6 protein-coding genes and 2 tRNA genes are annotated in these 6,608 nt (G+C 71.3%); 7 read left to right on the top strand and 1 reads right to left on the bottom strand.

Going from position 1 to position 6,608, the window contains the following annotated elements:
• Nucleotides 1–800: 800 nt before the first annotated feature.
• The 4 genes from IO30_RS0122540 to IO30_RS0122525 all read left to right on the top strand — a co-directional run bounded on the left by IO30_RS0122540 (nt 801) and on the right by IO30_RS0122525 (nt 3,684).
• Nucleotides 801–2,189, top strand: coding sequence for a pyridoxal phosphate-dependent decarboxylase family protein (locus IO30_RS0122540; RefSeq protein ID WP_031145496.1), 1,389 nt, complete (start codon nt 801–803; stop codon nt 2,187–2,189).
• Nucleotides 2,186–2,641, top strand: a complete 456-nt coding sequence (locus IO30_RS0122535; RefSeq protein ID WP_031145495.1) for an HD domain-containing protein — start codon at nt 2,186–2,188, stop codon at nt 2,639–2,641. The genes IO30_RS0122540 and IO30_RS0122535 overlap by 4 nt, the downstream gene beginning before the upstream one ends.
• Before the next feature lie 176 nt (nt 2,642–2,817).
• On the top strand, nt 2,818–3,012 hold the full coding sequence (locus tag IO30_RS0122530; protein ID WP_031145493.1) for a hypothetical protein: 195 nt from the start codon (nt 2,818–2,820) through the stop codon (nt 3,010–3,012).
• 63 nt (nt 3,013–3,075) lie between these two features.
• On the top strand, nt 3,076–3,684 hold the full coding sequence (locus IO30_RS0122525; protein ID WP_031145491.1) for a DUF7691 family protein: 609 nt from the start codon (nt 3,076–3,078) through the stop codon (nt 3,682–3,684).
• Nucleotides 3,685–3,746: 62 nt separating this feature from the next.
• Here IO30_RS0122525 and IO30_RS0122520 read toward each other — a convergent pair.
• Nucleotides 3,747–3,817 (bottom strand) — tRNA-Gly (locus IO30_RS0122520).
• Between the two features lie 191 nt (nt 3,818–4,008).
• On the opposite strand from IO30_RS0122520, the gene IO30_RS0122515 reads away from it, so the two are divergent.
• From IO30_RS0122515 to IO30_RS0122505, 3 genes are all read left to right on the top strand, one after another.
• A tRNA-Pro gene (locus tag IO30_RS0122515) sits at nt 4,009–4,085 on the top strand.
• 187 nt (nt 4,086–4,272) lie between these two features.
• Nucleotides 4,273–5,670: a trigger factor gene (tig, locus tag IO30_RS0122510; RefSeq protein WP_031145489.1), complete on the top strand. Its 1,398-nt coding sequence runs from the start codon at nt 4,273–4,275 to the stop codon at nt 5,668–5,670.
• Between the two features lie 276 nt (nt 5,671–5,946).
• A complete protein-coding gene (locus IO30_RS0122505) occupies nt 5,947–6,564 on the top strand; it encodes an ATP-dependent Clp protease proteolytic subunit (protein WP_030026957.1) in 618 nt (205 codons plus the stop codon).
• Nucleotides 6,565–6,608: the final 44 nt, after the last annotated feature.

Here is a 6,608-nt window from a genome sequence, read left to right as displayed (position 1 = left end):
ACCCTACGCACCCCCACCCCCGCCCCCGCCCCCGGCTCGTGGACCCGGGTACGCCCTGCGGCTCCGACTACACTCCGCGGGTCCGGACGGGCCTCGGCGCCCTGTCCCGCCCCACGGTCCGGGCTCGGCCCGCACCGGTCCGGCGGGGCATGCGCGTCCCTCACCCTGAGGGCGGGCGCCCCGACCCCGGGGACCGACACCGACCCCGGTCCGCGGCGCGGCCCAAGGACCACCCAGCGCGCGGACCCGGCACGCCCTGGGGGGCAGTCCCGCCCACACGTCTGGACGGGCCTCGGCGCCCTGCACCGCCCCCACGGTCCGGGCTCGCCCCGACAGGCCGCCGGAGGCAGCGCCCGCACCGACCCCGCGCAGCGCATGCGAGCCAATCGCCCCGAAGCCGGCGCCCCCGTCCCCGGGGTCCGGCCTCCGCTCCTGGGGCCGGACCCGGGCCGGGCCCCCGGCGCTGCGCGCGACCCGGGCCGGGCCCCCGGCGCTGCGCGCCGACGCGCGCCAGCTCCCGGCGCTGTGCGCCGACCCGGGCCAGCTCCCAGCGCTGCGCGCCGACGCGCGGGCCGACCGGGGCCAGCTTCCGGCGCTGCGCGCCGACCCGCGGTCCGGCCCCGGCGGCCCCACCCCACGCCCTGGACTCGGCCCGGCCCCCCGGCCTGCGCCGCGCTCCGACCCCGCGGTCCGGCCTCCGCCCCCTGCCCCGGCGCTGCGCGCCACCCCGCGCGCAGCGACCGGCCACCCGGTGCGGATTGGCCCGCCCGCGCCGCGCCGTCGGGGCCTACCGTGCCCCCATGGACCGCACGCTCGCCGCAGACCTCGCCCGGCTTCCCGACCTCCTGGAAGCCACCCGCCGCGCCGCCGCCGACGCCCTCGCCACGCTGGAGGCGCGTCCCGTCGTACCGCCCGCCGGGAAACCCCTCGACCCGGAGCCCCTGCCGGAGGACGGCGCCGGCACGGAGCAGGCCCTCGCCGCCTTCCAGGAGCGCTGGGCACCCCGGCTCTCGGCCTCCGCCGGCCCCCGCTACCTCGGCTTCGTCACCGGCGGCGCCACCCCCGCCGCCCTCGCCGGGGACTGGCTCACCGCCACCCACGACCAGAACTCCAACGGCGCCCTCGACGGCGCCGGCCAGGACCTCGAACGCGAGACCGTCGGCTGGCTCCGCGAGCTCTTCCACCTCTCCGACGCCCACACCGGCACCTTCGTCAGCGGCGCCACCATGTCCAACACCACCGGACTCGCCATCGCCCGCGAATGGCTCGGCGAACGCCTCGGCGTCTCCGCCTCCGAGGACGGCGCGGCCGCCCTCGGCCCCGTACGCGTCCTGTCCGGCGCCCCCCACTCCTCCATCGCCAAGGCCCTCTCCGTCCTCGGCCTCGGCCGTCGCTCCCTCGTCCCCGTCCCCACCCTCCCCGGCCGCGAGGCCGTGGACCCCGCCGCGCTGGAACGGGCCCTCGCCGACAGCCCCGGCCCGGCCGTGGTCGTCGCCAACGCGGGCACCGTCAACACCGTCGACTTCGACGACCTCCGCGCCGTCGCCGCGCTCAAGGAGCGCCACGACTTCTGGCTGCACACGGACGCCGCCTTCGGCGCCTTCGCGGCCCTCTCCCCGGACCACGCCCACCTCGCCGACGGCCTGGACGCCTCCGACTCCCTCTGCGTCGACCTGCACAAATGGCTCAACGTCCCCTACGACAGCGCCGTCCAGTTCACCCGCCGCCGCGACCTCCAGGCCCGCGTGTTCCAGAACTCCGCCGCCTACCTCGGCCCCCTCGGCGACCACCCCGACCTCGTCCACCTGACCCCGGAGAACTCCCACCGGCTGCGCGCACTCGCCGCCTGGTTCACGCTCCGCGCGTACGGCCGCAGCGGCCACCGCGAGATCGTCGAACGTGACATCGCCTGCGCCCGTGCACTGGGCGAGCGGATCTCCCACGACCCCGCCCTCACCCTGCTCGCCCCGGTCCGCCTCAACGTCGTCTGCTTCACCCTGGCCGACGACCCCACCCCGGCCCGCCTGACCGCCCTGCGCGAGGCCGTCGCCGCCGAGGCCTTCGTCACCCCGACCGTCTACGGGGGAACCCCCGCGCTGCGCGCCGCGTTTTCCAACTGGCGCACCACGCAAGCCGATGTGGAGCGGGTCGCACAGGCCCTCGGCTCCGCAGCAAGGGAGATCGCATGACGAGCAGCCCCCTGACCCTCATCGAGGTCGAGTCGATCGCGCGCGCCGCGCACGAGGGCCAGACCGACAAGGCCGGCCGGCCGTACGCGGAGCACCTCGCGGCAGTGGCCGAGGGAGTGCGCCTGCGCGGCGGCACCGCCGAACAGCAGGCCGCTGCCTGGCTCCACGACGCCGTGGAGGACGAGGCGCTCAGCCTCCACTGGCTGGACGCGGCGGCCCTCCCGCAGACCGTCAAGGACATGGTCCTCGCCGTCACGAAGCGCCCCGGCGAACCGGTCGAGCAGTACGCGGCCCGCATCCTCGCCACGCCGGGCGCCCTGCTGGTCAAGGAGGCCGACCTCGCGCACAACGCCGATCCCGTACGGCTCTCCGTACTGGACGGCCCCACGCGCGAACGGCTGTCCGCGAAGTACACCTATGTCCGCTCCCTCCTCGGCCTCACCTCCCCATGACCCGCACCCCGCAGCCGAAACATGCCGCGCGCATGTGTGGTTGGCGGAAACAGAACGGCGGCGATTCGTCACGGAGCGGATAGCCGGGGCCTGTTGGTGGGAGGATGGTCCATGTGGGGGTGTGCGTGGCCGTGCGCCCCGGGCCGACCAGAGGACGACCGAAGGTGTGATCAGTAGTGGCCATTTCGCTGTCAGTGGTGGTTCTGTTGGGGGTCATCCTGGTGGTGCTGATCCGTGGCAACCACATCAAGGCCGGACCCGCCATCGTCGCCGCCCTCTTCGGCTTCTTCCTCGCGTCCAGCTCCATCGCGGACGACGTGAACCGCTTCCTGAACTCCCTCGCGACGATGATCGCGAACATCAAGCTCTAGGGCGCAGCCGCAGCCGCGGACCCGGCCCCGGTCGGTGTCAGTGGCCGGGGTTAGGTTCGGGGCATGAGTTCATCCTTGAGCGTGTTCCTGATCGACCCGAAGGCTGCGCAGGCGCTGGTCGGTTCCGGTGACGAGCAACTCCTCCAGGTCATCCGGGACAGCTTCGGCGACGACATGAAGCGCGATGACGACTGGTTCAGCTCCGAGATCGCGGACGGCGCGCCCAACGCGGACGAGGCCCTGTCCGCGGTGGTCCGGGGCGGCCCCTTCAGCGACGAGGACCAGTACGCCTTCCAGTACGCGTACGCCTACAAGCGCCTGGTCTCGCTGACCGGGTCCTTCCTCGACAACTCCTCCTTCTCCCCTTACCGGGGCGACTGGCTGTCCATGGTCGACGAGGGCCTGCGGGCCCTGAACATCACCGCGGTGTCGGTGGAGGAGTTCAGCTACTCCCGCCTGCCCCGCCCGCTGCCCTACGCCCACACGCCGGGCTGCGGCACCTGGACCCCCGAACAGTGCGCGCAGGCGCTGGAACAGTTCGAGGAGACCAAGCGCCAGGGCCACGCCCCGCCCCTGGACCCCGAGGTCGTCGACGCCGTCATGGACATCATCGGCTGGCTCCGCCACACCGAGTCCCGCCCCGGCTTCGGCATCATCGGCTTCCGCTCGTAACCCGGGAACGACCAAGGGCCAGGTCGAGGAGACATCCTCTGACCTGGCCCTTAAGTACGGAGAGCGGGCGACGGGAATCGAACCCGCGTAGCTAGTTTGGAAGACTAGGGCTCTACCATTGAGCTACGCCCGCAAGGCGTGCGCCGTCGGTCCGGGGACCTTGGCACGGACAGCATCCTAGCGGGTCGTTCCGGGGGATCGCACACCCCTTTCGCGGCCGTGGCGCGGACCGGCCGGGAACGGCGCGGCGGGACGGCCCGGGGGAACTCGTGAAACTCCGCGCATCAGAGGGTCTCCGGCCATGTACCCTACGTGTCGCACCGACGGGGTGTGGCGCAGCTTGGTAGCGCGTCCGCTTTGGGAGCGGAAGGTCGTCGGTTCGAATCCGGCCACCCCGACCAACAGCAGTGTCCCCTTCGAAGTCCGTCGGGGGTTTCCACAAGATCGCGTTGTGGGCTGATTGCCGCTTGCGGTTACTATGCAAGCTGCGTGCCCGTGTGTCTGATGTACCGGGCCGAAGTCCGCTGAACCGCTGAATCGCAGCGTGACGGCAGAATCCCCAGCAGTCAGCCACAAGGAGACCGAACCGTGAAGAGCGCCGTGGAGACCCTGAACCCGACTCGGGTTCGGCTCACTGTTGAGGTGCCCTTCGAGGAGCTCAAGGACAGCCTCGACGCGGCGTACAAGAAGATCAACCAGCAGGTCACGGTGAAGGGCTTCCGCAAGGGCAAGATCCCGGCCCGCGTCATCGACCAGCGCTTCGGCCGCGGTGCGGTGCTGGAGGAGGCCGTCAACGACGCCCTCCCGAAGTTCTACACCGAGGCCGTCAACGAGGCGGACCTGAACCCGCTGGGCCAGCCCGAGGTCGACATCACGGAGCTGAAGGACGGCGAGCTGCTGGCCTTCACCGCCGAGGTCGACGTGCGCCCCGAGATCGAGATCCCGGACTACTCCGGCATCGAGGTCGAGGTGGACGCCATCGAGGTCTCCGACGAGGACGTCGAGAAGTCCGTCGAGCAGCTGCGCGGCCGCTTCGCGTCCACCAAGGACGTCGAGCGCGCCGCCGAGGAGGGTGACGTCGTCACCCTCGACCTCGAGGCCAAGGTCGACGGAGAGGTGCTGGAGGACGGCGTCGCTTCCGACGTGTCCTACACCATCGGCTCGGGCGAGCTGCTCGAGGGCATCGACGAGGCCGTCAAGGGCCTGGAGGCCGGTGGCGAGGCCACCTTCACCTCCCAGCTGAAGGGCGGCTCCGCCGAGGGCAAGGACGCCGAGGTCACCGTCAAGGTCACCAAGGTCTCCGCCAAGGAGCTCCCGGAGCTGGACGACGAGTTCGCGCAGATGGCGAGCGAGTTCGACACCCTTGAGGACCTCAAGGCGGACAGCCGCAAGCGCCTCGAGGACATGAAGCAGTACGACCAGGCCACGCAGGCCCAGGAGCGCGTCCTGGAGAAGCTGCTGGAGCTCGTCGAGGTCCCGATCCCCGAGAAGCTCCTCGCGGACGAGGTCCAGACCCGCAAGCACAACCTGGAGCACCACCAGCTCGGCCAGATGGGCCTCACCATCGAGAAGTACCTGGAGTTCCAGGGCAAGACGGTCGAGGAGTTCGACGCCGAGACCTCCGAGCAGGCCGTCAAGGGCATCAAGACCCAGTTCGTCCTCGACGCGCTGGTCAACAAGGAGAAGCTGGGCGTCAACCAGGAGGAGCTCACCGAGCACCTCATGCGCCGCGCCGCCTCCTCCGGCATGTCCCCCGACCAGTTCGCCCAGGCCGTCGTCGAGGGCGGCCAGGTCCCGATGCTGGTCGGCGAGGTCGCCCGCGGCAAGGCCCTCGCGGTCGTCGTCGAGGCCGCCAAGGTCGTCGACACCAACGGTGAGGTCGTCGACCTCTCCGACGAGGACGAGGAGCAGGCCGCCGAGACGGTCGAGGCCGCCGTCGAGGGTGACGCCGACGCCGCCGAGGACAAGGCCGAAGAGGCCAAGTAACACCCCGGGCGAAGCCCGCTGAGCAGTGCCCCGAAGGGCCCGGACGCAGTCGCGTCCGGGCCCTTCTGCACGGGCCCCGGCGGGCCTTTCGACCTTGCGCTCCGAGCGAACAGTTCGGGAAGCGGGATGGCGTTGTCCTACCTGCGCGTTAGGGTCCATGAATACGAGGGCACGGGAGTACCCGTACGCCGGCGGACTTGTCCGTACCGGCCGGGCCGCGCCCCAGAACGAGACGCTGAGACGGCACATGGCCGTCGGAGACGAGCAGGTGGATACGTGACGAATCTGAAGCCTTACGCCGCGGGTGAGCCGTCCATCGGTGGCGGCCTCGGCGACCATGTCTACAACCGGCTGCTCGGCGAGCGCATCATCTTCCTCGGCCAGCAGGTAGACGACGACATCGCGAACAAGATCACGGCGCAGCTCCTCCTCCTGGCCGCCGAGCCGGAGAAGGACATCTACCTGTACATCAACAGCCCCGGTGGCTCTGTGACGGCCGGTATGGCCGTCTACGACACCATGCAGTACATCCCGAACGACGTCGTCACCATCGGTATGGGCATGGCCGCCTCCATGGGCCAGTTCCTGCTCACCGGTGGCGCCAAGGGCAAGCGCTTCGCCCTGCCGAACACCGACATCCTGATGCACCAGGGCTCCGCCGGCATCGGCGGCACCGCGTCGGACATCAAGATCCAGGCCCAGTACCTGCTGCGCACCAAGCAGCGGATGGCCGAGATCACCGCGTTCCACTCGGGCCAGACCGTCGAGGCGATCATCCGCGACGGTGACCGCGACCGCTGGTTCACCTCCGAGGAGGCCAAGGACTACGGCCTGATCGACGAGATCATCTCGGCCGCGTCCAACGTTCCGGGCGGCGGTGGCACCGGGGCCTGATCCCGGCACCACCGTCAGTACCCCGCAGCCGACAGCCCGCAGAA

This window comes from Streptomyces xanthophaeus, assembly GCF_000725805.1.
Taxonomy (GTDB): domain Bacteria; phylum Actinomycetota; class Actinomycetes; order Streptomycetales; family Streptomycetaceae; genus Streptomyces; species Streptomyces xanthophaeus.
This window is presented reverse-complemented; position numbering and strand designations above follow the sequence as displayed.